Source organism: Micromonospora sediminicola (assembly GCF_900089585.1).
In the GTDB taxonomy this organism is placed as follows: Bacteria; Actinomycetota; Actinomycetes; order Mycobacteriales; family Micromonosporaceae; genus Micromonospora; species Micromonospora sediminicola.
This window is the reverse complement of sequence record NZ_FLRH01000003.1, coordinates 3598468-3623757: the sequence shown is the minus strand read 5'-3', so window position 1 is coordinate 3623757 and position 25290 is coordinate 3598468. Positions and strand designations below refer to the sequence as shown.

Genomic DNA, 25290 nt, shown 5'->3' with positions numbered 1-25290 from the left:
GCGGGGTCAGAAGGGGGCGTCGATGGCCAGACGGCGGACCTGGGTGAGGTAGGGGTCGAGTTCGCCGACCTCGAACCGGCAGGTGCCGATGACGTGCCAGAACTGGCCGCCCGGGTCGCCGTCCAGCTTGTACCGGCCGTCCGGGCTGACCGCCGCCCAACCGTCCGGCAGGCCGATCAGCGTGGTCCGCAACTGGGCGTGCTCCGGGTCGGCCACGTCCCACAACCGGATGGTGCCGTCGTCGCCGGCGCTGGCCAGGAGGCTGCTGTCCGGGCTGAAGTGCACCGACCAGACCCGCCGGGTGTGCGCCGCGAGGGTGCCGTGCAGCCGCCCGGTGCCCGGGTCCCAGAGCCGGATCACCAGGTCGTCGCCGGCGGTGGCGAGCAGGTTGCCGTCCGGGCTGAACGCGCAGGACCAGAGCCGACCGGTGTGCTCGGTGAGCACGGTGCGCGCCTCCCCGGTGGCCACGTCCCACACCACCGCGGTGCCGTCGTTGCCGGCGCTGGCCAGCAGCGTGCCCTCGCTGTTGAAGCCGACCGAGTAGACCCGGTCGGTGTGGTGCTCCAACGTCATCCGACAGGTGGCGGTGGCCGCGTCCCAGAGACGTACGGTCTGGTCGTCGCAGCCGGTGGCGATGGTCTCGCCGTCCGGGCTGAACGCCACGGTGCGCACGCGGCCCCGGTGCGGGGTGAGCGTGGCGAAGTGCCGGCCGGTGCGGCGGTACCAGAGGCGGACGGTGTCGTCGTCGTTCGCGGTGGCCAGGGCGTCGCCGTCAGGGCTGAACGCGACCGCCCAGACGTGGTCGGTGTCGACGTTGAGTTCCCGCTCGTCCGCGCCGGTGTCGGTGTTCCACAGGTGCACACCGCCGTCGCCGCTGGGCGTGGCGACCAGCGGCTCCTCCGGGCAGAACACCACCGACAGCAGGCGGTCCGCCGGGCTGGCGAGCTGCCGCAGCAACCGGCCGGTCCGCGGCTCCCAGAGCCGGATCACCCCGTCGTTGCCGCAGGCCGCCAGCACCTCGCCGTCGTCCCGGAACGACAGCGCGGTGACCCGCCGCCCGTGCCCGCGCAACGTGTGCTGGAGCTGCCCGCTGCGCACGTCCCACAGCCGGGTGGTGCCGTCGTTGCTGCTGGTCGCCACCTGCGCCTGGTCGGGCCGCCAGACCACCGGCCAGACCGAGCCGCGGTGCCGGGTCAGCTCGTGCCGCACCTGACCGTCGTCGGTGTCCCAGATCTGGATCGCGCCGTCGCTGGCGGCGGTGGCGAGCAGGCTGCCGTCACCGTTGAAGCGGACGCTGTAGATCGCGCCGCGCTGCCGGCCGAGCACCCGGACCGGCCGGCCGGTCTCGGTCTCCCACAGGCGCAGCGCGCCGTGCGTGTCGCCGGTGGCCATCAGCGTGCCGTCGGGGTGGATGTCCAGGGCGTACACATCGGCCTCGTGGCCGCGCGGCTGGCGCACCGTCGCGCCGTCGGTGGCCCGCCGGACCCACACCCGGCCGTGCTGCCCCACGGCGACCAGCAGCCGGCCGTCCGGTGAGTGCACCACCCGGTAGACCACCTCCGGCTCGCGCACCTCGAACGCCAGCTTGCCGGTGTGGATGTCCCAGCCGCGCACCGCGCCGGCGCTGTCGGCGACCACCACCCGCCGGCCGTCCGGGCTGAACGAGGTGCCCCAGATCGGCGCGGCGTGCCCGGGCCACTCGTGGCGCATCCGTGCGGTACGGGTGTCGAAGAGCCGGACCACGCCGGCCGCGTCGCCGACCACCAGCCGGCCCCGGCGGCCGTCGGTGAGCAGCGGCCACACCCAGCCGGCGAAGACGTCCTCGATGACGTGCCGCACGTCGCCGTGGTCGGCGTCCCACAGCCGGACGGTGAGGTCGGCCGCGCCGGTGACGAGCTGGTGCGAGGCGGCGTCGTAGCGCACCGCGTAGACCCGCGACCGGTGCCCCGGCAACGTGCGCACCGGCAGCCCGGTGGCCGTGTCGCACAGCAGCACACCACCGTCGTCGCTGCCCACGGCCAGCACCGCGCCGTCCGGGCTGTACGCCACCGGCACCGGCAGCCGGCCCACCTCGAAGCCGTACCCGACGCCCACCGCGGGCGGGGCCAGGCCCGGCGCCACCGCACGGCCCGGCGCGACGACGGCGCCCCGCAGTTCCGGGGCCCGCAACAGCGCCGCGTCCGCGCTGACGTCGATCAGCGCCGTCCGGTGCCACCTGCTGCCGGCGATCCGGGCCCCCCGCAGGTCGGCGCGGAACAGGCGGGCGCCGGCCAGCTCCGCGTCGCGCAGGTCCGCCCCGGCGAGGCGGGTCTGGTCCAGGCGGGCGCCGCGCAGCCGGGCGTGCTCCAGCCGCGCCTCGGTCAGGTTGGTGGCGACCAGCCGGGTGTCGGTCAGGTCGGCGCCGGTCAGGTCGGCCCCGGCCAGCTCCCGGTGGGACAGGTCCTCGCCGCGCAGCACCGCGCCGCGCAGGTCGGCCCGGTCGGGCAGGCGCAGCCGCGCGCTGAGCCGCAGCGCGTTGGCGCGCAGCGTTTCGCCGGCCGTCTCGTCGCCGAGCACCCGGGCGGTCCACGCGGTGCACCGGGCCGGGTCGGCGAGGTCGCCGAGGAACTCCACGGCCAGCGCGGACAACGACCGGACCGCCAGCGCGGCCGGCTCCTCGCCCCGGTTGAGCTGCTCGGCGACGCCCTCGGCGACCAGCCACTCCATCACCGAGGTGTGGATGAACCCGAACAGGCCGTCGTCGGTGCGCACCAGCAGGCTGCCGGCGCCGACCGCGTGCGCGGCCTGCGGCCCGGACAGCCGGGACTCGGCCCGCCCGGCGAGCTGGCCGGTGGCCTCGGTCAGCTCGGACAGCCGCAGGTAGGACTCGCCGCTCTCCCACAGCTGGAACGCCAGCCGGCTCACCGCCTGCCACAGCTCGGGCCGGCGCAGGTTCACCGGCGCCCCCGGGATGCCCTGGGTGCGCCGTTCCTCGAAGTCCAGCCAGGACTCCAGGATCTCCCGGTAGAGGGCGGCGGCGCTGAACGTGCCACCGGCCCCCGCGACGGCGGCCAGCCGGCCCTCGTCGAGGTTGGCGATGAAGCCGAGCATGCGCGGGTTACGGGAGAGGCCGAGCAGGTCCTTCACGCCGGCGAGCAGGTTGAGCCGCTCCCGGGCGGCCTGCTCGTCGCCGCCGTAGCGGTTGCGCAGGAACGCCTCGATCTGGCCGGGCGTGAAGTCTTCCACGGCCAGCACCCGGCGGTGCGGCAGCAGGCCGACCCGCTCGCCCAACGCGGTCAGCACCTGCGAGTTGGTCTTGAAATGCTGGGTACGGCTGCTCACCACGATCTTCGCGTTGCCCTCGGCCGCCTGGAGCAGCGTCTCCAGGTGGTCGGCCGCCCGGTCGTAGGTCACCCGGGCCACCAGCTCGTCGAACCCGTCGAAGAGCAGGACGATCCGGCCCTGCCGCAGCATGTAGCGGAACGCCTTGAGGTCGATCACCTGCTCGCCGTGGTTGGCCAGGTGCGCGGCGACCAGCCCGTCGACGGAGTGCGCCTTGTCCAGCGCGCGCAGCTCGACCAGGATCGGGATCAGGTCCGGCGCGGCGGTGGGCAGCCGGCGGGCCACCTCACGCAGCGCGAACGTCTTCCCGCGCCCGAAGTCGCCGAGCACCAGCACGAACCGGCCGTCCGGGGCGGACACGGTCTCCAGCAGCTCGTCCACCACGTCGTCGCGGACCCGCTGGTCGGCGCCGACCAGGTGACGGTAGCGCTGCGGCACGTACTGCCCGGGCGGGTAGAGCCGGTCGGCCTGCAGCCGGGCGGTCTGCGCCGCCACGTAGTCGCGCAGGTCGAGCAGACCCTGGAACTCGGTCAGATGCAGCAGCCGTACGCCGCGCCGCTGCGCCTCCTCGGCCAGCCCGCGCGGTGCCCGGTCGCCGTCGTACACCAGCTCGGAGCCGAGGTCCGGGTCGGTGGCGTGGACCCGGCGGGCGAACCGGTCCACGTCGGCCGGCCCGGGGGTGCCCACGTGCGCGCCGACCCGCTGCTGCCGGACGACGCCGTCGGAGCGGTAGCTGACGTACAGGTGCGGCGGGTCGGCGTCGATCCGGCGCACCACCACCCGGTCGTAGCGGGCCTCGCAGACCTCACCGAGGCGGTCGAGCAGCCGGTCCACCGGCGACCGCGGCGTCGCCACCGGGACGGCGGGCTCGCTCTGGGTGGGCCCCTCCACGGCGGCCGGACGGCGCGGGTCGGGCACCTGGGCCGGCCCGGCCGCGCCGAAGGTGGCCTCGGCCCGCGGCCAGCTCACCGCCGTCGACTCGCCGACCTCCAGCCGGTCGTCGCGGCCGAGCACCCACCGGGTCATCCCGTCCGCGCCGAGCCGCAGCACCTGCGCCCGGGCGTCGCGGGGCGCGGTGGCCAGGGGCACCACCGGGTCGACCCGGGCGGCCGGCGCGGCGTCGGAGAGCAGCAGGTTGAGCATCGGGCCGACGAGCCGGTTGACCGAGCCCCGGTCGCGCAGCGACACCCCGTCCGGCGGGGCCTCGTCGGCGTACGGGCTGCGCGGGCCCGGGGCGTGCGCCATCGCGCCCAGCCGCAGCCACCCGGACTGCTGGTAGTGGCGCAGCCGCTGGGCGAACCAGCTGGACTGCGCCTCGCCGAGGTAGCCGTACCGGTCCTCCTCGCGGTGGGTGATGGCGATGGTGGAGTTCAGCCCGGCCACCACCACCCGCAGGTCGGGCACGCCGAACAGCGTCCACGGCTGTTCGCTGTCGAAGATCCGGTCGTCGAGACCCTGGTAGAGCTCGTCGAAGAGTCGGGCGTAGTGCCGCCACTTGGGCCAGTACGGCGGCTGCGGGTCGACGTCGTCGGCCTCGCAGGTGGCGAAGTAGGCCCGGCAGGCGGCCATCGTCACGTCCCGCGGGCCGGGCACCACGACGAGGCGGTGCGGCTCCAGCCCGAGCAGCACGCGCAGCCCGGTGAGGAAGCTCAGCGCGTCGGAGAACTCGCGCGGGCTGCCGGACTCGGTCAGGTTGCCGGCCACCACGAGCAGGTCGGGCCGGGGCACCCCGTCGTTCATCAGCAGCGTCAGGTCACCCATCAGGTGCTCCTGGCGTTCGCCCGGGGTGACCGGGTCACCCGGGGAGATCACCCCCCGGCCGAAGCGGGGACCGGCGACCTGGAGCACGGTGACGGTGTCGCGGGCGGCCGGCGGCGCGACCGCGGCCGGTGGGAACGGCGGCGGGTTGATCGGCGTACGCCGGGCGCGGCGCTGGGCGGGCGCGCCGCCGGCGGGGGCGGCGAGCACGCCGTGCGGGTCGTCGGGGTGGTGCGGGAAGGCCGGCTGCCGCATCGGCTTGGCCCGACCGTCGAGCGCCTCCCGGATCCGGTCCAGCACCCGGGCGCGCGCCTGCGCCGGGTCGTTCACCCCGACCAGGTCGACGTAGGTGATGGTGGCGAGCAGGCCGTCGATCGGGCAGTCCTCCACCCGCACGGTGACCAGCTTGTTGCCGGTGCCGTCCGGGTCGGCGCGCAGCGCCGCCTGCCACTCCAGCTTGCCGTACGTCGAGTGCAGGTAGCGTTCGGACAGCACCGCCACCACCACCTCGGCCTCACGGACCCCCCGGTCCATGAAGTCGATGAAGTTGGTGCCGGCGACGAAGTCCCACGCCTGGAGCAGGGTGCGGTAACCGGCGGCCTCGAACTCCCAGGCCAGCCACGTCGCCCAGCGTTCGTCGGCGGGTGAGTAGCTGATGAAGAAGTCGATGGGGCGGTCGGACCGGGTGGGGTGCGCGCCTACAGCCACGTGGTCATTATGGCCACCGACGGTCAACAGATCGACACCCTCGGCTGCCCGGGCCGTGATCGCGTCGGGTCGGACCGGGCGCGGCCGGGTGTGCGAGGATCATCCCTCGTGGAGACCGTCGGCGATCCGCCGTCCGCCGCGCCGGACCGGCCCCGTCGGCGGCGCCTGCACACGCTGGACTGGATCGCGATCGGGCTGGCCGTGGTCGGTGTGGGCTGCGTGCTCACCGGGCTGCTCCCCCGCGCCGACGCCGAGGCCACCGTGCGGCGGATCGTCCCCATCCTGATCTTCCTCGGCACGGTGGTGGTGCTGGCCGAGCTGACCGCGGTGGCCGGGGTCTTCGACGCGCTCGCCGCCCGGGTGGCGATCACCGCCCGGGGCAGCTTCCGGGCGTTGTTCTGGCTCTGCGTCGCCGTCGCCTCGCTGACCACGATCGCGCTCAACCTGGACACCACGGCGGTGCTGCTGACGCCGGTGATGATCGCCCTGGCCCGCACCCTGAACGTGCCGCCGACCCCGCTGGCGATGACCACGGTGTGGCTGGCCAACACGGCGAGCCTGCTGCTGCCGGTGTCCAACCTGACCAACATCCTGGCCAGCGACCGGATCGGTCTCGACCCGCTGCCCTGGGCGGCCCGGATGTGGTGGCCGCAGCTGGTCGCCATCGCGATCACCATGCTGCTGCTCTGGTGGTGGTACTGGCGACCGGCCCGCGCCGGCGCCGATCCGTTCGTCCCGCCGCCGCCGTACGCGCCGCCGGACCGGACGCTCTACCGGACCGCGCTCGCCGCCTGCCTGCTGTTCGTCGCCGCCGTCCTGGCCGGAATCGAGATCGGGATCGCCTCCGGGGTGGCCGCCGCGATCCTGGTCGCCGGCTTCGCCGTGCGGGCCCGGCACCGGCTGCGGCCGGCGCTGGTGCCGTGGCGGCTGCTGGTCTTCGTGACCGGGCTGTTCCTGGTGGTGCAGACCATCGGCCGGCACGGCCTGGACACCGTGATGGGCACGCTCATCGGCACCGACCCGGGGGCGGAGGGGGCGCTGCGGGCCGGCGCGGTCGGGGCGCTGTTCAGCAACGTGGTCAACAACCTGCCGGCCTACCTGGCCGGCGAGGCGGTCATCGCCGTCGACCGACACACCCAGTTGCTGGCGTTGCTGGTCGGCACGAACGTCGGCCCGTTGGCCACGCCGTGGGCGTCGCTGGCCACCCTGATCTGGTACGAACGCTGCCGCGCCGCCGGCGTGGCGGTGCCGCTCGGCCGGTTCGTGGCGACCAGCGCCGCGTTGGCCGCGCTCGCCACGGCGGCCACGGTCGCGGCCCTGCTGGTCGGCCCCGGCGCCTGACCGGTCCCGTTCCTGTCCGGCCCGCCCCCCGTTTCCATCGTGACGTTCTCCCCTGCCCCGCCCGGCCCGCCAGCCGTCGCCGCAGCTCCCGGACCACCGGCAGCCCGTGGCCGGTGCCCGGCGCCCGCGGCCGGCACCCGCGGCCGGGGCCGATGACCGGTGACCGGTGACCGCGGCCGGGGCCGATGACCGGCGCCCGTGACCGGCGCCCGTGACCGGCGCCCGTGGTCGGGGCCCATGGCCGGTGACCGTGGTCGGGGCCCATGGCCGGTGACCGTGGTCGGGGCCCATGGCCGGTGACCGTGACCGTGGCCTGTGGCCCGTGGCCCGTGGCCCGTGGCCTGTGGCCCGTGGCCCGTGGCCGGTGGCCCGTGGCCCGTGGCCGGTGGCCGGTGGTGGGTGGCCGGTGGTGGGTGGCCGGTGGTGGGCTGCGGACTCCGACCCCGACCCTCCACCGAGGAGGTCACGGAGCGTGACTCGGGGCGGGAAGGCCCTCGCTTTCACCGATATACCGGAGAGTCATAATTATGCCTACCCGGTATATCGGTCTCGGGAGGTCAACCGTCCTGGCCACGGGCGGGACAACGAGAGGCCGTCGGAACCGCCGAACACCGCCACGCTCGGGGGCGGCGGACGACGACGCATCTGCCCGCTGGTCGCGCCGTGAGCCGCGCGCCGTGAGCCGTGAGCCGCGCCGCGCGCCGTGGGCCGCGCGCCGCCCGCCGTGAGCCGCGCCGCGCGCCGCGCGCCGCCCGCCGTGAGCCGCGCCGCGCGCCGCCCGCCGTGAGCCGCGCCGCGCGCCGCGCGCCGCCCGCCGTGAGCCGCGCCGCGCGCCGTGGGCCGCGCGCCGGAACGTCGCGCGGCAGGCCGTCGGAGGCTCGACCGCCACCCGCCGAGACGTCGCACGCCAGACCACCGCACGCCAGGCCATCGCACGCACGCCGGAGGGCGGGGTCACGGCGGTGGTGCGGGCGGACGGTGTCGGCTCCGGCGGAGCGCGTAGAGCAGCGCGCTGGCGGCGAAGAGCACGGCGGTGACCGCCAGCCAGCGGCCGAGCAGGGGCCGGGGCGCCAGGCCGGTGGCCGCCGTGTAGGTGCCGTCGCCCAGTCCGAGGATGCCGGGCAGGTAGACCAGGAACAGCAGCCCCGACCCGAGCGCCGGGACCCGGACGTGGTTGCGCGGCGTCGGGCCGACCCGTCCCAGCAGCCGGTCGACCGCCGCGTACGCCGGGAAGAGCACCAGGTCGTGCGCGACCACCGCGCCGAGGAACCACAGCAGCATCCGGCCGGCGGTCGGCTCGCCGGCCAGCCGCAACGCGATCCACCCGGTCACCGCGAAGCAGCCGACCAGGAGCAGCAGGTGCCAGGGCGCCGCGCCGTACGCCCGCCGGAACTCAGCCATCGAACACGATCTCCTCGACCCACTTGGTGCAGTGCACGCCGGGCAGCGCGGGCACCACGATCCGCGCCGGGAAGCCGTGGTCGGGGCTGAGGTCGACGCCGTTGACCCGCAGCGCGAGCAGCGCGTCCCGATCGTCGACCTGACCGCCGTGCAGGGTGGCCCGGTTGAACTGCCCGCCGCGCTCCAGCGACCGGACCCGGGCGGCGGCGGGCGCGTCGGCACCGACCAGCGCGGCCAGGTCCCGCAGGCGTACGCCGGTCCAGGTCTGCGAGGTGGACCAGCCCTCCACGCAGGCGATCGGCAGGGTGGCGGTGTGCTGGGGCAGCGCGAGCAACCCGGCCCGGTCCAGCGTCCGCGTCCGGTCGCCGGCGCGCAGCGTCAGCCGCCAGTCGGCACCGGTCCGGTCCGGGGTGACGCCGGCCGCGGCGGCGGTGCGGTTGACCGGGAAACCGGTCGGTCCGTCGTCGACCCGCCGGCCGCGGGGCAGCAGCAACGCGGTCCGTCGCAACGCGTCCACGCTCTGCCCGACGGCCAGCGCGGCCAGCAGCAGCGCGCCCCCGCCGGCCAGCGCCAGCACGCCTCGGCGGCTCATCGTCGCCGGGCCCGGGTGGCGGGCCACCAGGCCGTCCGGATCGAGCGGCTCCGCCCGGGTCCGCGCCACCGGGGTACGCGCGAAGCCCGGCCCGCGCAGCGCGGTCACCAGCCGGGGCAGCTTGATCGTCACGTGGACCACCAGCGCGACGGTGAACACCCAGGCGCCGTACCAGTGTGCGGTGTAGAAGTCGAAGCCGAACAGGTACGCGTACTGGACGTTGAGCAGGCCGGTGGCGCTCTGGAACAGGATCCCGCCGACCAGCAGCAACAACGACAGGCGTTCCAGCACCTGCGCGAGCGAGCGGGCCGGCGGCCAGGCGAACAGCTTCGGCACCACCGACCAGAGCTTGGTCAGCACCACCGGCACCAGCACGATCCCGAGCGTGACGTGCAGCCCCTGGGTGAGGCGGAACAGCCACACCGGGCGGGTCGGCCAGTCGAACACCGGTGGGTGCAGCCAGCCCACGTCCCGGGGAAACGCCTGCCCGAGACGGGGGCCGTAGGCGATCCAGTCGAGCAGCCCGGTGACGATCACCAGCGGCAGCGTGACCAGCAGCGCGGCGCCCAGCACCGAGGTCAGCCACGGGCCGCGTACCGGACTGCGCCAGGACCGGTCCACCGCGTCGACGCCGGGCGGACGGCGCCGGTCCAGCGCGCGCCAGAGCCGGGCCGGGGCGGCGTACCCGGGTCCGGGCGGCGGCGGGACGTCGGACCCGCCGCCTCCCGCGGTCGCGGCATCGGTGGGCACGGCACCTCCCTGGGCGACGGCGCCGGCCGGACGGCCGGTGCTCCCGGGTTCGGACGCTAGACGTCGACGCCACCTCACGACGGCTTTTGCCGCATTACCGAAGCCTTACCGTCGCCGTCCCTTACGGACCGCTGACGTCCCGGGCGAACCGGCCCCCGGCCGCTGCCGGGTGCCCTAGCGTGGGCCGGTATGCGGGTACTGGTCACCGGCGCGGCCGGGTTCATCGGATCGCAGATCGCCGACCTGCTGGCCGCCGAGGGCCACCAGCCGGTCTGCCTGGACGCCCTGCTGCCGCAGGCGCACGGCGGGACGCTGCCGGAGTGGGCCCGCCGGCACGACCCGGTGGTCGGCGACGTGCGCGACGCCGCGCTGCTGGACCGCCTGTTGCCGGGCGTGGACGCGGTCTGCCACCAGGCGGCGATGGTCGGCCACGGGCTGGACCCGTCCGACGCTCCCGACTACGCGGGGCACAACGACCTCGGCACGGCGGTGCTGCTGGCCGCCATGCACCGGGCCGGGGTGCGGCGGCTGGTGCTGGCCAGCTCCATGGTGGTCTACGGCGAGGGGCGCTACACCTGCGCCCGGCACGGGGTGGTCCGTCCGGCCCCGCGCCGCACCGCCGACCTGGCCGCCGGCCGCTACGACCCGACCTGCCCGGCGTGCGGCGGCACGCTCGCCCCGGCCCTGGTGCCCGAGGACGCGCCGCTGGAGCCGCGCAGCACGTACGCGGCGAGCAAGCTGGCCCAGGAGCACTACGCCGCGGCGTGGGCCCGGCAGACCGGCGGCGGCGTGTGGGCGCTGCGCTACCACAATGTGTACGGGCCGCGGATGCCCCGCGACACCCCGTACGCCGGGGTGGCCTCGCTGTTCCGCTCGGCGCTGGCCGCCGGGCGGGCGCCGGTCGTGCTGGAGGACGGACACCAGCGGCGCGACTTCGTGCACGTGACGGACGTGGCCCGGGCGAACCTGCTGGCGCTGACCGCGCCGCCGCCGGAGGGTCTGGTCGCGGTGAACGTCTGCTCCGGCGAGCCGCACACGGTCGGCGACCTGGCGGTGGCGTTGGCCCGGGCGATGGACGGCCCGGCGCCGGAGGTGGTCGGCGGCGCGCGGGCGGCCGACGTGCGGCACGTGGTGGCCGATCCGGCCCGCGCCCGGGAGCTGCTCGGCTACACCGCGCGGGTCGGTTTCGTCGAAGGCGTCACCGCCTTCGCCACCGATCCCCTCCGCGCCCCCGCCGCCCTCTCCCCCGCCTGACTCCCCCGCTCCGCCGACGCGGGGTCAGGAGACGGTGAGGAGGAGATGGTTGACCAGGAGGGCGGTCAGGGCCTGGGCGGCGAGCCAGCGGCGGCGGGCCGGTGCCGGCAGGTGCGCGACGGCGACCAGCAGCCAGACCACGAACGGCAGCCAGATCCGCTCCACCTCGGCCTTGCTCATTCCGGACAGGTCGGCGGCGGCCACCACCAGCGCGGCGGCGGCCGGCAGCAGGACGGTCGGCCCCAGCGCCACGACCCGCCGGGCGAGCCGGCCCGCCGACCGACCGGGTGACGAGGACGTGCCGACCGGGTCCGTCCCGCCGGCGTCCGCCCCGGCGGTGACCCGCGTGCTTCCGACACGGTCGACGCCGGTCCGCCAGCCCGCCCGGGCGGCCACGGCGGCGCGACGCAGCGCCGGTCCGAGCACCGGCCCGGCGGAGAGCAGCAACGCCGCCAGGTTCGCCCAGACCCAGTACGCGTACGGGCGGTCGGCCGCCCAGCCCTGGTAGTAGCGGTCGACCACCCGGTCGTACCCCTCCCACCAGCGGAAACCGGCCAGCACGAAGAGCGTGGTGACGGCGGCGACACCGGCGGTCGCGGCGAGCAGCGCCGACCGGCGACGGTCGGGTCGCAGCGCCAGCACGGTCACCGCCAGCGCGCCCACCAGCACGAACCCGTACGACAGGTGCAGCGCGAAGCCGAGCAGCAGCCCGCCGGCCAGCGCGGCCGCCGGTCCGCGTACCGCCAGCAGGGCCAGCCCGGCGGCGACCACGCCGGTGAACACCGCGTCGCCGGAGGCGCCCAGCCACACCGCCCCGGGCAGCAGCACCAGGAACGGCAGCACCGCCCGGGCGGCGTCGGCGGCGCCGAGCGCCCGCAGCGTGACCGGCACGGACACCGCGACGGTCGCGCCGACCAGCACGCAGCAGAGCGCGGCGGCGGCGCCGCCGCCGAGACCGACCCGGTCCAGCCAGACGAAGACCAGCAGCGCGCCCGGCGGGTGTCCGGCGGTGTGCGTGGACCAGGAGTCGGGTTGGAAGTCCAGGATCCGGTCGGTGAAGCCGGCCAGCATCCGGGGGATGTCGGTCACCCCGGGCACCTCGTGCAGATACTCGGCCTGGGGGGTGAGCCGCCGGGCCAGCCCGGTCGACCAGCCGTCCACGAGGGCCAGCGCCAGCGTCCACGCCACCGCCGCCAGCCAGCCGGCGGCGAGCAGCGGGCCCCAGCGCGCGGTCCGCGCCCAGCGCAGCCCGGGCCCGAGCACGACCAGCGCGACCAGGACCGCCAGCGGCGTACCCCAGCCGACGTGCGGACGCCAGGTGGCGTAGAGCGGCGCGGCGTCGGCGTGCAACCCCACGCCGCGCCGGTTGAGCGCCAGGCCGACCACGACGGCGGCGGCGAGCAGGGCCGCCTCGACCGCGACCACGACCAGGTCGCCCCGGTGCGGGGCTCCGGTCCGGTCCGCGGCCGAGGTGCGGCGCAGCGTGGGTGCGGATCTCATGACGACCGCACGGTACGGCCGGCCGGCGCACCGTGGGGCGGTAGCCGCAGGCGCGTCACCGGATGGTAAGAAATGCCTGCTCGGTAAGGGTTCCGTAAGCCCGATCGGGGTACGGGGCGACGCGTCCCGGCCTAGCGTCGGCGGCATGCGGACACAGATCGACGTGGTGCTGCCGTGCCTGGACGAGGCCGCCGCCCTGCCCGGGGTGCTGGGCGCGCTGCCGCCCGGCTACCGGGCGATCGTGGTGGACAACGGCTCCCGGGACGGCTCGCCCGAGGTGGCCGCCCGGCACGGCGCCCGGGTGGTACGCGAGCCCCGGCGCGGTTACGGCGCGGCCGTGCACACCGGGCTGGAACACGCCGAGACCGAGCTGGTCTGCGTGCTGGACGCGGACGGCTCGTTCGATCCCGGTGAGCTGCCGGCGCTGGTCGCCCCGGTGGCGGCCGGCACGGCCGACCTGTCGGTGGGCCGCCGGCGGCCGGTGTCCACCTCGGCCTGGCCGTGGCACGCCCGGGCCGGCACCGCGGTCGTCGCCGCGCTGCTGCGGCAGCGGGGGGTGCCGCTGCGCGACCTCAGCCCCATCCGGGTGGCGCGGCGGGAGGCGCTGCTCGCGCTCGGGGTCACCGACCGCGCGTTCGGCTACCCCCTGGAGCTGATGATCCGGGCGGCGGCGGCCGGTTGGCGGATCCACGAACACGACGTGCGCTACGCCCCGCGGGCCGCCGGCACGCGGTCCAAGGTGTCCGGCTCGGTACGCGGCACGGTCCGGGCCACCCGCGACTTCCTGACGGTCCTGCGCACCGTGGACGGCCGTCGGTGACCGTCCTGCTGGTGGTGGCGAAGGCGCCGGTGCCCGGCGCGGTGAAGACCCGCCTCTGCCCACCGGCGTCCCCGGTGCGGGCGGCCCGGATCGCCGCCGCCGCGCTGCGCGACACGGTGGACGCGGTCGCCGCCACCCCGGGTGTCGTGCCGGTCCTGGCGCTGGCCGGGCGTCTCGCCGACGCCGAGGACGGGGCGGACCTGGCCGCCGCCGTGGCCGGGTGGCCGGTGCTGCCGCAGCGCGGTGACGGCCTGGCCGACCGGCTCGCGCAGGCGCACGCCGACGTGGCCGACGCGTACCCGGATCGGCCGGTGTTCCAGATCGGCATGGACACCCCGCAGCTGACCCCGGCGCGGTTGGCCGCCGCCGTACGCCGGTTGGCCCTGCCCGGGACCGACGCGGTGCTCGGGCCGGCGGCGGACGGCGGCTGGTGGGCGCTGGGGCTGCGGGACCCGAGGCGCGCGGCGGCGTTGCGCGACGTGCCGATGTCGACCGTCGACACCGGCCGGCTCACCCACGCGGCGCTGGTCGGCGCCGGCCTGCGGGTCGCGGCGCTGCCGACGCTGCGCGACGTGGACGACTGGGCCGACGCGCGGGCGGTGGCCCGCGCCGCGCCGGGCGGACGGTTCGCCCGCGAGGTGGCCGCGCTGCGGCCGGTCCTGGTGCCCGGCGGCGACCGGTGAGCCGGCTCAGCACCGCGGTGGAGCCGCGGGACGGCTTCGGGGCCGCGCTGCGGCGGCGGGCCGGCGCGCACTGGCTGGTGCAGGCCGACGGCGTGCGGCGCCGGCTGCCGGTGGAGCGGTGGCACGGCCGGGCGGAGCCGGCGATCGCCGCGGTCGTGGACCGCTGCCACGGACCGACGCTGGACCTCGGCTGCGGCCCGGGCCGGCTCACCGCGGCGCTGACGCGCTCCGGCGTGACCACGCTCGGGGTCGACGTGTGCGCCCGGGCGGTGGCGCTGGCCCGGTCCCGGGGCGCGGTCGCGGTGCGGGCCGACCTGTTCGATCCGCTGCCCGCCGAGGGCCGGTGGCGGCACGTGGTGCTGCTGGACGGCAACATCGGCATCGGCGGCGATCCGGGCCGCCTGCTGCGCCGGTGCCGGGAGCTGCTGCACCCGGACGGCACGGTCCTGGTCGAGCTGGAGCCGCCGGGCAGCGGCGCCTGGCAGGGTCAGGCGTACGTGGTCTCCGGGCGACGCCGGGGGCCCAGCTTCGGCTGGGCGCGGCTGGACACCCGGGCGGTGCACAGTCCCGCCGCGACGGCCGGCCTGGCCGTACGCGACGTGCGACCGGCCGGCGGACGCTGGTTCGCGGAGCTGGCCGCCGGACGAGCCCTCGCGCCGGGCGTCGCGGAAAAGGGTTTCGGCGGGGCGCCGGCCGGCCGCTAGCGTGCGTCCATGACCGCCGCCCCCACCCTCCACTTCCATGCCGACCCGGGCGAGTTCCTCGCCGTCGCCGGCGACCACCTGGCCGCGGACCCGGTGGTCGGCACCGTGGTCGCCAGCGTCACGAACCGGGCCGCCGCCCGCCGGGCCGAAGGGGTCGCGACACCCGACGGCGACTGGTGGTTGGTGGTCCGGGACGCCCGCGGCGCGGTGGTCGGGGTGGGGATGCGGGCCGCCCCCTTCCCGCCGCGCCCGCCGTTCCTGCTGCCGATGCCGACGGAGGCGGCCGTCGCGCTGGCCCGGACGTGGCACGGGCGCGGCGAGGAGGTGACCGCGGTCAACGGTGCCCTGCCGGCGGCCCGCGAGTGCGCCGCCGAGGTGGCCCGGCTCGGTGGCGGCCGGGTCGAGGTCGCCCAGCACACCCGGCTGCACGAACTCGACGAGCTGATGCCGCCCGCGTCGGCCCCGGGCGCGCTGCGGGTCGCCGCGGAGGACGACGTCGACCTGGTCGCCGCGTGGTACGACGCGTTCATGGCCGACGCCGACGAGCAGGCGGGCCGCGCGCGCGGCGCCAGCGCCCACGAGACGCCCGACCGCGAGGAGCTGCTCCGCCGCATCCGGGGCGGCCGGGTCTGGTTGTGGACCGACCCGGCGGGCCGGCCGGTGCACCTCACCGCCGCCAACCCGACGTCGTTCGGCGTGGCCCGGGTCGGCCCGGTCTACACGCCGCCGCAGCAGCGCGGTCGGGGTTGGGCCGCCGCCGCGGTCGCCGAGGTCAGCCGCCTGTTGCGGGCCGAGGGCGCCCGGGTGTGCCTCTACACCGACCAGGCGAACCCGACGTCGAACCGGCTCTACGCACGGCTCGGCTTCCGGCCGGTGGTCGACATGGCCAACCTGGTCGTCGTGCGCTGACGCCGCTTCCGAGTCAGCCGGCGAGGCCGAGCGCGGCCAGCCGGCGCGGGTCGGCGATCACGTCCACGGCGGCGACGCGTCCGGCCACGACCGTGAACGCCATCACCGACAGCGTCCGCCCGCCGGCGCTCACCAGCACCCCGGCGGCGCCGTTGACCAGCACGGGTCGGGCGTACGGGGACAGCCGGCCGAACGTCGTCGCCTGCGCGGCCACCGCCGGCGCGCCGGTGAGCACGGTGGTGTGCCGGGCCCGCGCGGTCCCGCCGTCGGAGCGGAGCACGACGTCCGGGTGGAGCACCGCGATCAGCGCGTCGAAGTCGCCGTCGCGGGCGGCGGTCAGGAACGCGTCCACCACCGCGCGCTGACGGGCCAGGTCCGGGTCCGGGGCGGGCGCCTGCCCGCGTACCCGACGGCGGGCCCGGCTGGCGAGCTGCCGGGCCGCCGCCGGCGAGCGGTCGACCAGGGGGCCGATCTCGTCGAACGGCACCCCGAACATGTCGTGCAGCACGAACGCCAGCCGCTCGGTCGGGGTGAGCGTGTCCAGCACCACCAGCAGCGCCAGGCCCACCGCGTCGGCGAGCACCGCCGCGTGCGCGGGGTCGGCGTCCGGTTCCACCACCGGGTCGGGCAGGTGGCCGTCGAACGGGTCCTCCCGACGGGCGGCACGGGACCGCAACGTGTTCAGGCTGACCCGGGCGACCACTGTGGTCAACCAGGCGTCCAGGTTGTCGATCGCGCCGGCGTCGGCGCGGGCCAGCCGCAGCCAGGTCTCCTGCACGGCGTCCTCGGCCTCGGACAGCGAACCGAGCAGCCGGTAGGCCACCGCCCGCAGCCGGGGCCGCTGCCGTTCGAACCGCTCCGCCAGGGTGTCACCCACCGTCACAGCCTCCCCTTCCGCCTACCGTCCCGACCCGCGCCGGCACGCGGACGTGACGGCAGGTGACCGCGATCACATCGGTCACACCGGCCCGCCGCGCCGGGTCGGGGAGGTGACACCACGAAGCTGACGGGGAGGAACCATGGCGACACCCATTCTGGTCACCGGCGGCACCGGCACGCTCGGCCGGCACGTCGTACCGCTGCTGCGGGCGGCGGGGCACCCGGTCCGGGTGCTCAGCCGCCGCGGCGGCCGGACCGGTGACGGCGTCACCCACGTCACCGCCGACCTGCTCACCGACGCGGACCTCGTCCCCGCGACACGCGGAGTGGACACCGTGCTGCACCTGGCCGGCGGCGCCAAGGGCGACGACCGGGCCGCCGGCAACCTGGTCCGGGCGGCGCGCCGGGCCGGCGTGACGCACCTGGTGCACGTCTCCGTCGTCGGCGCCGACCGGGTGCCGCTGGCCTGGATGCGGTCCAAGCTCGACGCCGAGCGCGCGGTGGTCGACTCGGGGCTGCCGTGGACGGTGCTGCGGGCCGCCCAGTTCCACGACCTGGTGCTGACCATGCTGGCGACGATGGCGAGGCTGCCGGTGGTCCCGGTCCCCGGCGGGCTGCGGCTGCAACCCGTCGACGCCGGCGAGGTGGCGGCGCGACTGGTGGAGCTGGCGCTCGGCGCGCCCGCCGGCCTGACGCCCGACCTGGCCGGCCCTGGTACGCACGGCGTCGACGAGCTGCTGACGGGCTACCTGACCGCCACCGGCCGGCGTCGGCCACGGCTGCCGGTGCGGGTTCCCGGGCGGGCGGGCCGGGCCTACCGGGAGGGGGCCAACCTGGCCCGGCCGGGCGCGACGGTCGGCGTACGGACCTGGGACGACTTCCTGGCGCGGCGGGCTCAGCGGCCGTGGCGACGGGGCTAGGCGAAGCTGAGCCCCTCCGCGCGGGCGCGTTTGAGTTCGGAGAAGGCGCCGCAGGTGGCGAGCAGGCGGGCCCCGTCGAAGACCCGCAGCGCCTCGTCGCCGCGAGGGATCGAGGTGAGCACCGGGCCAAAGAAGGCCACGTCGTCGACGACCACGGTCGGCGTCCCGAGGTCCTCGCCGACGAGTTCCTGCGCGCGTGCGGTGCTCGCCCGCATCAGGGCATCGACGTCGCCGTGGTGGGCGGCGTCGGCCAGGTCGAGGGGAAGACCCGCCTCGGCCAGGGCTGCCGGAACGACGGTGTCCAGGTTCTTGTCGCCCTCGTCGTGGATCCGGCGACCGAGCGCCGGATAGAGACGCGTGAGGGCGGCGGGGCCGTGGTGCGCGGCTGCGGCCGCACACACCCGCGCCGGCCCCCAGGCCCGGTCGTTGAACTCGCGATACCAGGGCTCCAGCTCGCGGTGCTCGTTGATCACGGCCAGGCTCATCACCTCGAAGCGCAGGGCGATCGGACGGAGGCGGGCCACCTCCAGGAGCCAGCGGGAGGTGATCCAGGCGAACGGGCAGGACGGGTCCACGTAGGCCGTGACCGTCGGCGACGACGCATCGACCAGAGCATCTTCCATGGAAGAGAACTTATCTTCCATGGAAGGTAAGATGCAACAGTGAACACTGACCACATCGACGAGATCGTCAGCCAGTGGCGTCGCGAGCGGCCGGACCTCGATCCGAGCCCGATGCTGGTCATCGGCCGGATCCAGTGGCTGGCGGACGCCCTCGACGCGGCCCTGCGTCCGCCGTTCGCCGCCGCGGGTCTCGGCAACGGCGAGTTCGACGTGCTCGCGGCGCTGCGCCGGGCGGGCGCGCCGCACACGCTCACGCCCGGACAGTTGAGCCACCGGATGCTCGTCACCACCGGAGCGGTGACCAAGCGGGTGGACCGGCTGATCGCCCGCGGGCTCGTGTACCGGGCGACGCACGAGACCGACGCGCGCGGCCGGGTGGTCGGGTTGACCCCCGCCGGGCTGAAGCTGATCGACCGGCTCGTGGAGGAGCATCTGGCCAACGAGGCGGCCCTCCTGCGTGGCCTCACCGACCGCGAGCGGGCGGACCTGGAGCGCCTGTTGGAGACCTTGGCGCGCACTGTGGACCGGTGAACCCGGTCGGGCCCGCGTCACCGGGCGGAACTGCCGGAGGAGGCTAGCGGATCCGGGTGGCGCCGAGGGCGCGCCGGATGGGATCCTGCCGGGCGTGCGGGACGACGAGCCGGTGGTGGTGCACGTCTACTGCCGGGTCGAGGTCGTGGTCGACGACCCGGGCGCGGTGACGACGCTCGCCGAGCGTCAGCTGCGGCAGGCCGACATCGACTGGGCGGACGAGGCGGACACGCTCGACGAGGCCGCCGCCGCGCTGCGGGCGGACCTGCCGTCCGCGCTGGCCGGTCTGGTCGACCCCGAGCGCCTGCTCACGGACGTGCCGGGGGTGCGGTTCCGGGGCGCCCACTGCTGGGCCGCCCCCGGCGACGGTCAGCTCACCAACCGACCGAGCCGAGACCGACCGGGGTGAGCCGGCGCACCTGCGGCTCGATCCACTGTGCCGCGGTGACCAGCTTGACCAGCCGGTCGATCGTCTCCGGCGGGCCGGCCACGAAGCTGCGCCGCTCGGCCGGGCAGCCGTAGCGGTCGTCGAACGTGCCGCCGTCCAGAGCCCGCACCGCCATGCCGGCCTCGACGGCCAGCAGCACCCCGGCCGGCAGGTCGATCGACTCGGGACGGTAGCCGACGATGCCGTCGATGTCGCCCCGGGCCAGCATCACCCAGGACAGCAGCGGCGCCCAGAGCTGGAGCACCCGGCGGGCGGTGGTGTCGAGGACCACCTTCAGCGCCCGGGCGGTGCTGTCGTCCCGGCGTACCTCGTGCCCCTGGGTCCAGGCCAGCACCGGCGCGGCCGGCACCGGCCGGTGGGCGGCGCGCAGCGGGCGGCCCACCGGGCCGGAGGCGTGCACGAACGCGCCCCGGCCCCGGACCGCGGACCAGGTGTGGCCGGCGACCGGGTCGTGCACCACGCCGAGCACCGGCGAGCCGCGCTCGCACAGGGCGATACCCACCACGTACGCGGGGAGCCCGATCGCCACGTTGTTGGTGCCGTCGAGCGGATCCACCAGCCACGCCCAGGTGGTGTCCGGGGCGTACTCGCCGCCCTCCTCGGCGATCACCCCGTGCTCCGGCCAGCGGGCCCGGATCCGGTCCACGATCAGCCGTTCGGCGGCCAGGTCGAGATCGGTGACCAGGTCACCGGAGTCGTTCTTGGCCCGGGCGTGCATCTCGCCCCGGGTGCCCCGGCGCAGCAGCCGGCCCGCCGCCCGGGCCGCCTCCACCGCGAACCGGTGCGCGTCGCGCAGGTCGGGCCCGCCTCTGTTCGGCTCCACGTCCACGGCTCCTCCAGCCAGTCAGCCCCGTGCCACCAGTCGCGCGATCTCCCGCGCCATCCGCGCGGTCTCCGCCGCGTCGCAGCGGTCCCGGCGTACCCGGTGGCTGCGCCCGTCCACCGCGCCGAGGCTCAGGTCGCACGCGCCGGGAGTGGTCCGGCCGAGCGCCACGGTCACCGCCGGCGCGCCGGCGTCGACCTCCGAGGTGTGGAATCCGCCGGCGCGCAGCGCGTACGAGTCGCCGGCCGAGTGCGTCTCCACGGTGGCGGTCGTCGCGGTGACCAACCGGTCGGTGGCGGCCATCTCGTCCACCTCGCCGAAACTGTGCACCTCGTAGATCCGCCAGGCCGGGTCGGCGGCGGCGTCGTCGATGTCGATCAGCTCGTTGCGGACCGTGCCGTGCAGCACGTGACTGAGCAGGTCCCAGCTGTGCGAGTGCATGGTCGAGGTGGTCGGCCGCACCGGCGGCGGGTCGGCCGGCCAGGCGTGCACGCAGATCCCGTCCGGCCCGTCGCGCTCGACCGGCAGGCAGGTGAACCCGAGCGGGTGCCGGACGGCCCGCAGGGCCCGCCGCCCGTCGGCGACATCGGCGAGCACGTCCAGCACCCAGCCGCGCAGCAGGTCCGGCCGGGTGCCCCGGTCGATCTCCCGTTCGAGGTCGGCGTAGCTCGTCATGCGTACGGATTCCTCGCCTGGATGGCCTTGCCGACGATGTCGGCGACCTCGCGGTCGCCGAAGGACCGGGGCAGCGTCAGCCCGAGTGCGGCGAACAGCCGGCGTACCTGCTCGACCGACGGCTCGTCGTCGAGCTTGACCTGACCGGCCGCCTCGATCGGCACCCGCCGGCTCTGCTTGCGGCTGTAGTCGAGTTCGATGTTGAACCGGTTGTAGTAGAGCTCGCCCCGGTCGATGCGCAGCGCCGGGGTCTGCGGGTTCTCCTGGGTGATCACCACACAGGAGGAGGAGAGGTCGTAGCGGAACGTGGTCATCTGGGCGGAGAGCCGGACCTCGACCGTGAGCAGGCCGGAGCGCTGCAGGTGCCAGCAGGCGGCGAGCACCGTCGCGTAGGACTCCTTGCGGGTCCGGTCGACCGTCCACCGCTCCCCCGGCGCGTCCGGGTCGAGGCTGCGGCGGAACCGCGCGTACCGCTCGCAGACGTCCTCGTCGGTCGGGTCGATGATCTCGACGGCGACGGTCAGGGTGGCGTTGCGGCGGCGCGCGTGCTCCAGGCACTCCGGCAACGTGACCGCGCGCAGGTAGGTGCCGGTGCCGCCCTTGAAGGTCCAGCGGTCGGTGTGCCGGCGGGCCTCGGCGAGCGTCTGGCCGACCTCGCTGCCGTGCAGCACCCGCACCATGGAGACGCTGTCGATGGCCTCCCGGGCCCGGTTCAGCGCGCCCTCGGGGCCGGTGATCTCGCGCATCTGCGGCACCAGGTCGGTGAGCCGGTCCCGGGTGTCCACCATGACCTGACGCACCTGCTGCTCGGCGGTCCGCCGGCGCAGACGGTCGCGCAGCACCGCCTGGGCGAGCAGGCCGAGGACCAGCAGGATGGCGCTGTTGACCACGTCCTGGCTGACCGTGTTGGTCAGGCCCAGCACGGCCACCGTGACGGCCAGCAGCAGGCCGATGAACGCGTCGAGATTGGTGACGACCCAGGCGAACAGGCGCGTCATGACATCCCCCGGTCGACGACGGAACCTCCATGATAGCCCTTTGTCAATGTCGCGATCACGGCGCGTTTCGGGGCGGTGGCGGTGCGCCGCCGCGACGGGCCGCGCAGATGAGCGATCCGCCGAGGCCGGGCGCGGCCCGGGCCAGCCACCGCGAGGCGACCCACCGCCCGCCGGGCAGCCGCCAGCCGACCTCGTTGGAACGCATCGCCAGCGGCGTGAACCCGGCCCGGCGCAACGTCCGCCGCAGCAGCGACGCGGTGAAGGGACGGATGTGCAGCCACAGGTAGGGGTGCAGGGGGTCGACCTGGCGTGGCGCGCGCCCGGCGAGGAACGCCAGCCGGTCCTGCACCGGCGCCAGGTTCGGGGTGGTCAGCACCAGCAGGCCGTGCGGCGCCAGGACGCGGTGGCACTCGCGCAGCAGCGCCAGGGGGTCGTAGACGTGCTCGATCAGCTCGCCGGCGAGCAGCCCGGCGAAGCTGCCGGCCCGGAACGGCAGCCCCCGGGTGGCGTCCAGGCAGACCGGCACCGCCCGGCCGCCGGCCGCCCGCCGGGCGGTGCCCAGCGCGGCCTCGGCCGCGTCCGCGAGCACGAGCGGGCCGGCCAGTGCGGTGGGGTCGAGCATGCCGCGCGGTCCGCAGCCGAGTTCCAGCACCGGCCCGTCGCCGGTCACCCCCTCGGTCACCAGCCGGGCCGCGACCGCGCGACGCACCCGGTGGTACGGGTCGTCGACGTACCCGTCGACCTCCGCGCCGTCGTGGTAGCGGCGATGGTTGGCGCGCCGGCCGTGCGCCTGGGCGCGGTGCGACGACGTCCCGGTCGGCGGCTCGGACATCATCCCTCCACGGCGGACCCGGCCCCGTCGGCGGCGTCCGCCCTCCAGCCTCGCATCGCCGCCGGCCGTCGGGCTGGAACTCCACCCCGGACACGGGGGACGCGGCGGCCGGCACGCCGGCCGCCGCGTCCCGGCGGGCGTCAGATCGCCCGCGCCCAGTCCACTCGCATGCTGTCGTCGTACTCGTCGCCCGGGATCCACCACGGCTCGCCGAAGCCACTGGTGAAGACGATGATGTTGCCGCCGTCCGGGTACTCGTTCGTGGGCGGCACCGACAGCGCGGCGCAGTAGCGCCCGTCCGGGGAGAACACCGGCGACAGGAACACCCGGGGCTCGTCGGTCAGCCGCTTGAGGCCGGTGCCGCCGACGCGCACCGAGCCGAGGGACCCACCGACGATCTCCACGTCCCGGGTCCACCGGTTGGTGCTGAACACCACGCGGTTCGACCCGGGCGTGAACACCGGCCAGCCGAAGGTCTCACCCGGCTCGGGCTGGTAGACCCGGCGCACCTTCCCGGTGGCCAGTTCCAGCGCCCGGAGCTGGTGCCCTTCCGAGCGGCTGATCCACTCCATCACGATCATCGAGCCGTCGCGGGACCAGTTGGGCCGCAACATGCGGTGGCCTTCGACGAGGATCCGCCGGGCGCCGGTGGCGACGTTCACCGCGACCAGTGTGGTGTTGCGGATGACCATGGCGATCTCGGTGCCGTCGGGTGACCAGGTCGGCCACCCGTATTGGGCGCCGAAGGGGTCGGTGATCAGGGTGCGGCTCTGCCCGGTCACCCGATCGTGCAGGTTGAGGACCGGGTCGAAGATGGGAGCGGGCTTCTGGTCGACCACGGCCAGGTAACGCCCGTCCGGCGAGACGGTCGCGTCGGTGCCGTCGGGCAGCAGGACCTGCGGGGTGGTGCGGCCCCGGTTGATCTGGAGCACACCCGGGCCGGTGACGATCCACGGCCCGTTCACGATCTCGGCGGCGGCGGCGGGCGAGCCGGCGATCCCGCCGGCGACGCCGGTCGCGGCGGCCGCCCCGGTCAGGGCGGCGGCACGCAGCAGGGCGCGCCTGTTCATTGCGGTCATGAGGAACCCCCGTGGTAGAAGTCTCGTCCACCCTCCGGAGAGGACAGTCGTTCCGGCATCGGACGAGTGGACCATTCACCTTCGGCCTCTCGGTCATCACGCACGGTGACCGGCCGGGCGGCGGGTACCCTCGCCCCGGTGACCTCCGACGCGCTGCACCGCGCCCTGACCGACCCGGGTGACCCGCCGCTGCTCCCGCTGCCCGGCGTGGCCACCGAGCTGCTGGCCGCCCTGGCGGCGCCGCCGCGCCTCGGCGCGCACCTGCGGCTGGTGCACGACGTCGCGTGGCACCTCACCGCCGCGTTCGCCGACCGCTTCCCCGCGGTGCCGTTCGACCGGCAGGCGGTGCTGTTCGGCGCGGCCGTGCACGACCTCGGCAAGGTCGAACACCCGGCCGAGCTGACCGGCCCCGGCGCGGAGCACGAGGAGGCCGGCTACCAGTTGCTGCTGCGCTTCGGTGTGCCCGAGGAGCGGGCCCGCTTCGCGGTCACCCACGCCGCCTGGCACTCGCCCGGGGTGCAGCTGGAGGACCTGCTGGTCAGCCTCGCCGACAAGGTGTGGAAGGGCCGCCGCGTCACCGACCTGGAGCAGCTCGTGGTGGACCGCCTCGCCGGCATCACCGGCCAGGAACGCTGGCAGACGTTCCTGGAGCTCGACGACGTGCTCGCCGAACTGGCCGCCGACGCGGACCGCCGGCTCGCCTTCCAGGCCGAACACCCGGTGTACGGCTGAGCCACGTCACCCCGGTCCGGCGCCGTCGACCAGGGCCTCTCCCGATCCGGTCCGGGCGTACAGCAGGAACCGCCCCGCCCGGTGCGTGCCGACCAGGCCGGCATCGCGCAGCGCGGTGAGATGGTGGGAGACCGTGCCCGCGCTCAACCCTCGCCGTCGGGCCAGCTCGGTGGTGGACGCCGGCACCGCCAGCTCGTGCAGCAGGACGGCGCGGGTCCGGCCGAGCACGCGGGCGAGCGCCGTGCTCGGCGGGGCGACGCTGCGCTCCCAGAGCGTGCCGACGGCGCCGGCCGGGTACCGCAGCAGCGGTTGGGCCGGGCGCTCGGTCAGGTTGGACCAGACCCGCGCCCCGGCGAAGACCGACGGGACGAGCACCAGGCCACGCCCGCCGAGATCGACCGCACCGGCCCGGGTCAGGTGGTCGACGCGCAGCGTGCCGTCGTCCCAGGACACATGCCTGTCGATCCCGTCGAGGAGGCCGCGCAGCCCGTCTGCGGCCATCCGCCCGGCGGCCACCATGATCTCGCGCTCCAACAGGGTCCGCATCCGCGGCCAGTACGGGGCGATCGCCACCGCGGCGTAGTCGTCGATCACCGACGCGAGGTGGGCGAGCCCGGTCGTCGGATCGTCGTGGAGGGCGGCGAGCCGGGGCGAGCGGGTCGGCGGTAGCTCGGCCAACCCGGCGCGCACCAGGTCCGGTGGGGTGGCCACGAGGGCGGTCAGTTCCGTCTCCAGCTCCGGCAGCGCGGCCGGCGGCGCCGGGCAGACGAAGCCCGGGATCACCACGGTGGGCACCGGCACCAGGTCGGCGAGCAGGCGCCAGTCGACGCCGGCCAGGCGCGGCGCGACCTGGTCGCGCCAGAGCTGGTGGGCGGGGAAGGACTCGGGCGACCGCAGCGCCCGGACGCTCGCGACGACCTCCCAGAGCGGCGAGATCGCGAAGCGCACCCCGGCAAGGTCCCGCACTCCCAACGCGACCCGCAGCACCGGCGCCTCCCGCATTCGACCA

22 protein-coding genes are annotated in these 25290 nt (G+C 75.9%); 10 read left to right on the top strand and 12 right to left on the bottom strand.

The window, feature by feature from the left end:
- Positions 1-6: 6 nt before the first annotated feature.
- Complete coding sequence (locus GA0070622_RS17245; RefSeq protein ID WP_091574244.1) at positions 7-5787, bottom strand: WD40 domain-containing protein; 5781 nt, start codon at positions 5785-5787, stop codon at positions 7-9.
- A gap of 108 nt (positions 5788-5895) precedes the next feature.
- On the opposite strand from GA0070622_RS17245, the gene GA0070622_RS17240 reads away from it, so the two are divergent.
- Complete coding sequence (locus GA0070622_RS17240; RefSeq protein ID WP_091574243.1) at positions 5896-7128, top strand: ArsB/NhaD family transporter; 1233 nt, start codon at positions 5896-5898, stop codon at positions 7126-7128.
- 954 nt (positions 7129-8082) lie between these two features.
- Here the strand turns inward: GA0070622_RS17240 and GA0070622_RS17235 are convergent.
- The gene (locus GA0070622_RS17235; protein ID WP_091574242.1) at positions 8083-8529 is read right to left on the bottom strand and encodes a hypothetical protein; all 447 of its coding nucleotides are present in this window, start codon (positions 8527-8529) and stop codon (positions 8083-8085) included.
- Positions 8522-9871 carry a molybdopterin-dependent oxidoreductase gene (locus tag GA0070622_RS17230; RefSeq protein WP_091574241.1) on the bottom strand — a complete coding sequence of 450 codons (1350 nt, stop codon included), beginning with the start codon at positions 9869-9871 and terminating at the stop codon, positions 8522-8524. The genes GA0070622_RS17235 and GA0070622_RS17230 overlap by 8 nt, the downstream gene beginning before the upstream one ends.
- A 189-nt stretch (positions 9872-10060) precedes the next feature.
- On the opposite strand from GA0070622_RS17230, the gene GA0070622_RS17225 reads away from it, so the two are divergent.
- On the top strand, positions 10061-11125 hold the full coding sequence (locus tag GA0070622_RS17225; protein ID WP_091574240.1) for an NAD-dependent epimerase/dehydratase family protein: 1065 nt from the start codon (positions 10061-10063) through the stop codon (positions 11123-11125).
- A 24-nt stretch (positions 11126-11149) separates the two neighbouring features.
- Here the strand turns inward: GA0070622_RS17225 and GA0070622_RS17220 are convergent, their stop codons facing one another.
- A complete protein-coding gene (locus GA0070622_RS17220) occupies positions 11150-12625 on the bottom strand; it encodes a hypothetical protein (RefSeq protein WP_091574239.1) in 1476 nt (491 codons plus the stop codon).
- Between the two features lie 145 nt (positions 12626-12770).
- Here GA0070622_RS17220 and GA0070622_RS17215 point away from each other — a divergent pair, with 145 nt between their 5' ends.
- From GA0070622_RS17215 to GA0070622_RS17200, 4 genes are read left to right on the top strand one after another with little or no spacing between them, the layout of a single operon-like run.
- Positions 12771-13445, top strand: coding sequence for a glycosyltransferase family 2 protein (locus GA0070622_RS17215; RefSeq protein WP_091574238.1), 675 nt, complete (start codon positions 12771-12773; stop codon positions 13443-13445).
- A complete protein-coding gene (locus tag GA0070622_RS17210; RefSeq protein WP_091574237.1) occupies positions 13442-14128 on the top strand; it encodes a TIGR04282 family arsenosugar biosynthesis glycosyltransferase in 687 nt (228 codons plus the stop codon). The genes GA0070622_RS17215 and GA0070622_RS17210 overlap by 4 nt, the downstream gene beginning before the upstream one ends.
- Complete coding sequence (locus tag GA0070622_RS17205; RefSeq protein ID WP_176710503.1) at positions 14125-14832, top strand: methyltransferase domain-containing protein; 708 nt, start codon at positions 14125-14127, stop codon at positions 14830-14832. Before GA0070622_RS17210 ends, GA0070622_RS17205 begins: the two co-directional genes overlap by 4 nt.
- A 9-nt stretch (positions 14833-14841) precedes the next feature.
- Positions 14842-15741 (top strand): GNAT family N-acetyltransferase, encoded by a 900-nt coding sequence (locus tag GA0070622_RS17200; RefSeq protein ID WP_091574236.1) that lies wholly within the window; start codon positions 14842-14844, stop codon positions 15739-15741.
- A gap of 13 nt (positions 15742-15754) precedes the next feature.
- Here the strand turns inward: GA0070622_RS17200 and sigJ are convergent, their stop codons facing one another.
- On the bottom strand, positions 15755-16618 hold the full coding sequence (gene sigJ, locus GA0070622_RS17195) for an RNA polymerase sigma factor SigJ (protein WP_425412768.1): 864 nt from the start codon (positions 16616-16618) through the stop codon (positions 15755-15757).
- Between the two features lie 142 nt (positions 16619-16760).
- Here sigJ and GA0070622_RS17190 point away from each other — a divergent pair, with 142 nt between their 5' ends.
- Positions 16761-17540, top strand: coding sequence for an SDR family oxidoreductase (locus GA0070622_RS17190; RefSeq protein WP_091574235.1), 780 nt, complete (start codon positions 16761-16763; stop codon positions 17538-17540).
- Here GA0070622_RS17190 and GA0070622_RS17185 read toward each other — a convergent pair.
- Entirely contained in the window at positions 17537-18163 is a 627-nt protein-coding gene (locus GA0070622_RS17185; protein ID WP_091574234.1) for a mycothiol-dependent nitroreductase Rv2466c family protein, read from the bottom strand. The two genes, GA0070622_RS17190 and GA0070622_RS17185, sit on opposite strands and share 4 nt — an antisense overlap.
- Before the next feature lie 39 nt (positions 18164-18202).
- Between GA0070622_RS17185 and GA0070622_RS17180 the strand changes: the two genes are divergently transcribed.
- Both GA0070622_RS17180 and GA0070622_RS17175 read left to right on the top strand, forming a co-directional pair.
- Positions 18203-18694, top strand: a complete 492-nt coding sequence (locus GA0070622_RS17180) for a MarR family winged helix-turn-helix transcriptional regulator (protein ID WP_218060597.1) — start codon at positions 18203-18205, stop codon at positions 18692-18694.
- Between the two features lie 94 nt (positions 18695-18788).
- Entirely contained in the window at positions 18789-19103 is a 315-nt protein-coding gene (locus tag GA0070622_RS17175; protein ID WP_091574233.1) for a hypothetical protein, read from the top strand.
- On the opposite strand, the gene GA0070622_RS17170 is transcribed toward GA0070622_RS17175, so the two are convergent.
- The 5 genes from GA0070622_RS17170 to GA0070622_RS17150 form a co-directional block, all read right to left on the bottom strand.
- Complete coding sequence (locus GA0070622_RS17170; protein ID WP_245666376.1) at positions 19069-19965, bottom strand: inositol monophosphatase family protein; 897 nt, start codon at positions 19963-19965, stop codon at positions 19069-19071. The genes GA0070622_RS17175 and GA0070622_RS17170 overlap by 35 nt on opposite strands.
- A gap of 21 nt (positions 19966-19986) precedes the next feature.
- Complete coding sequence (locus GA0070622_RS17165) at positions 19987-20640, bottom strand: hypothetical protein (protein ID WP_091574231.1); 654 nt, start codon at positions 20638-20640, stop codon at positions 19987-19989.
- Positions 20637-21638 (bottom strand): hypothetical protein, encoded by a 1002-nt coding sequence (locus GA0070622_RS17160; RefSeq protein ID WP_091574230.1) that lies wholly within the window; start codon positions 21636-21638, stop codon positions 20637-20639. The genes GA0070622_RS17165 and GA0070622_RS17160 overlap by 4 nt, the downstream gene beginning before the upstream one ends.
- Before the next feature lie 55 nt (positions 21639-21693).
- Positions 21694-22470, bottom strand: a complete 777-nt coding sequence (locus tag GA0070622_RS17155; protein WP_091577567.1) for a class I SAM-dependent methyltransferase — start codon at positions 22468-22470, stop codon at positions 21694-21696.
- 140 nt (positions 22471-22610) lie between these two features.
- The gene (locus tag GA0070622_RS17150) at positions 22611-23549 is read right to left on the bottom strand and encodes a TolB family protein (RefSeq protein WP_091574229.1); all 939 of its coding nucleotides are present in this window, start codon (positions 23547-23549) and stop codon (positions 22611-22613) included.
- Positions 23550-23687: 138 nt separating this feature from the next.
- On the opposite strand from GA0070622_RS17150, the gene GA0070622_RS17145 reads away from it, so the two are divergent.
- Positions 23688-24281: an HD domain-containing protein gene (locus tag GA0070622_RS17145; protein WP_091577565.1), complete on the top strand. Its 594-nt coding sequence runs from the start codon at positions 23688-23690 to the stop codon at positions 24279-24281.
- Between the two features lie 6 nt (positions 24282-24287).
- On the opposite strand, the gene GA0070622_RS17140 is transcribed toward GA0070622_RS17145, so the two are convergent.
- Positions 24288-25283, bottom strand: a complete 996-nt coding sequence (locus tag GA0070622_RS17140) for an ArsR/SmtB family transcription factor (RefSeq protein WP_091574228.1) — start codon at positions 25281-25283, stop codon at positions 24288-24290.
- Positions 25284-25290 lie beyond the last annotated feature (7 nt).

Bases quoted from the DNA above. Each gene is read 5' to 3' on its own strand.
- GA0070622_RS17235 (WP_091574242.1), bottom strand. From the start codon at position 8,529: ATGGCTGAGTTCCGGCGGGCGTACGGCGCGGCGCCCTGGCACCTGCTG.
- GA0070622_RS17225 (WP_091574240.1), top strand. From the start codon at position 10,061: ATGCGGGTACTGGTCACCGGCGCGGCCGGGTTCATCGGATCGCAGATC.
- GA0070622_RS17220 (WP_091574239.1), bottom strand. From the start codon at position 12,625: ATGAGATCCGCACCCACGCTGCGCCGCACCTCGGCCGCGGACCGGACC.
- GA0070622_RS17215 (WP_091574238.1), top strand. From the start codon at position 12,771: ATGCGGACACAGATCGACGTGGTGCTGCCGTGCCTGGACGAGGCCGCC.
- GA0070622_RS17200 (WP_091574236.1), top strand. From the start codon at position 14,842: ATGACCGCCGCCCCCACCCTCCACTTCCATGCCGACCCGGGCGAGTTC.
- GA0070622_RS17190 (WP_091574235.1), top strand. From the start codon at position 16,761: ATGGCGACACCCATTCTGGTCACCGGCGGCACCGGCACGCTCGGCCGG.
- GA0070622_RS17185 (WP_091574234.1), bottom strand. From the start codon at position 18,163: ATGGAAGATGCTCTGGTCGATGCGTCGTCGCCGACGGTCACGGCCTAC.
- GA0070622_RS17165 (WP_091574231.1), bottom strand. From the start codon at position 20,640: ATGACGAGCTACGCCGACCTCGAACGGGAGATCGACCGGGGCACCCGG.
- GA0070622_RS17160 (WP_091574230.1), bottom strand. From the start codon at position 21,638: ATGACGCGCCTGTTCGCCTGGGTCGTCACCAATCTCGACGCGTTCATC.
- GA0070622_RS17155 (WP_091577567.1), bottom strand. From the start codon at position 22,470: ATGTCCGAGCCGCCGACCGGGACGTCGTCGCACCGCGCCCAGGCGCAC.
- GA0070622_RS17150 (WP_091574229.1), bottom strand. From the start codon at position 23,549: ATGACCGCAATGAACAGGCGCGCCCTGCTGCGTGCCGCCGCCCTGACC.
- GA0070622_RS17140 (WP_091574228.1), bottom strand. From the start codon at position 25,283: ATGCGGGAGGCGCCGGTGCTGCGGGTCGCGTTGGGAGTGCGGGACCTT.